1 protein-coding gene is annotated in these 1,061 nt (G+C 36.7%); it reads right to left on the reverse strand.

The window, feature by feature from the left end; translation table 11 throughout:
• A partial coding sequence (thrS, locus tag B3J44_RS05770) for a threonine--tRNA ligase (protein WP_286966722.1) occupies positions 1–1,061 on the reverse strand: 1,061 nt, incomplete at both ends.

A 1,061-nucleotide genomic window follows, 5' to 3' on the forward strand; every position in this document is an offset into this window, starting at 1 on the left:
TTGTCTTTTGCTGCGTTGATAATTGCATTTTCTGCCTTTTCCCAGTTTTCATCAGTACCAATATACTTGTCTCTGTTTTCCTGATCTCTTAATGAAATCTGAGCAGTAAAGTTCTCAAAGCCTAATGAGCCAAATACGTACAATACAAGGTCAATTACTTTCTTGAATTCCTCGTCCAATTGTTCTGGAGTACAGAAGATATGCGCGTCATCTTGAGTGAATCCTCTAACGCGAGTTAAACCGTGTAATTCTCCAGATTGCTCATATCTATATACAGTACCAAATTCAGCATAACGCTTAGGTAGATCTTTGTATGACCAAGGTCTTACGTTGTAAATCTCACAATGGTGAGGACAGTTCATTGGTTTCAATAAAAATTCTTCACCCTCAGCTGGTGTATGAATTGGTTGGAAACTATCTGCTCCATACTTTGCATAATGACCAGAAGTTACATAAAGTTCTTTTTGGCCAATGTGCGGACTCACAACTTGCTCGTATCCAGCTTTCTTTTGAGCTTTCTTTAAAAATTGCTCCAAACGCTCTCTAAGGGCAGCGCCTTTAGGTAACCATAAAGGCAAACCTTGGCCTACTTTTTGAGAAAAAGCGAACAATTCCAACTCTTTTCCTAATTTACGGTGGTCACGGCGTTTTGCTTCCTCAAGAAGTTCAAGATATTCAGTTAAATCTTTTTGTTTAGGGAAAGAAGTTCCATAAACACGAGTTAACTGTTTGTTTTTTTCATCACCTCTCCAGTAAGCACCAGCAACACTCATGATTTTTACAGCCTTGATTATTCCAGTATTTGGAATATGTCCACCACGGCATAAATCAGTAAAAGTTGCATGATCACAAAAAGTAATAGTTCCGTCTTCAAGATTCGAAATTAATTCAGTTTTGTAAACATTGTCTTTGTACATCTCTAAAGCTTCAGCTTTAGTAACAGGACGCATTTTAAAATCATATTTTCCTCTTGAGATTTCAAGAATACGGTCTTCTATCTTTTTAAAGTCAGCTTCAGAAATTTTCTGATCTTCAAAATCAACATCATAATAGAATCCATT

The organism is Flavobacterium sp. UBA4854, assembly GCF_002399805.1.
GTDB lineage: Bacteria > Bacteroidota > Bacteroidia > Flavobacteriales > Flavobacteriaceae > Flavobacterium > Flavobacterium ginsengisoli.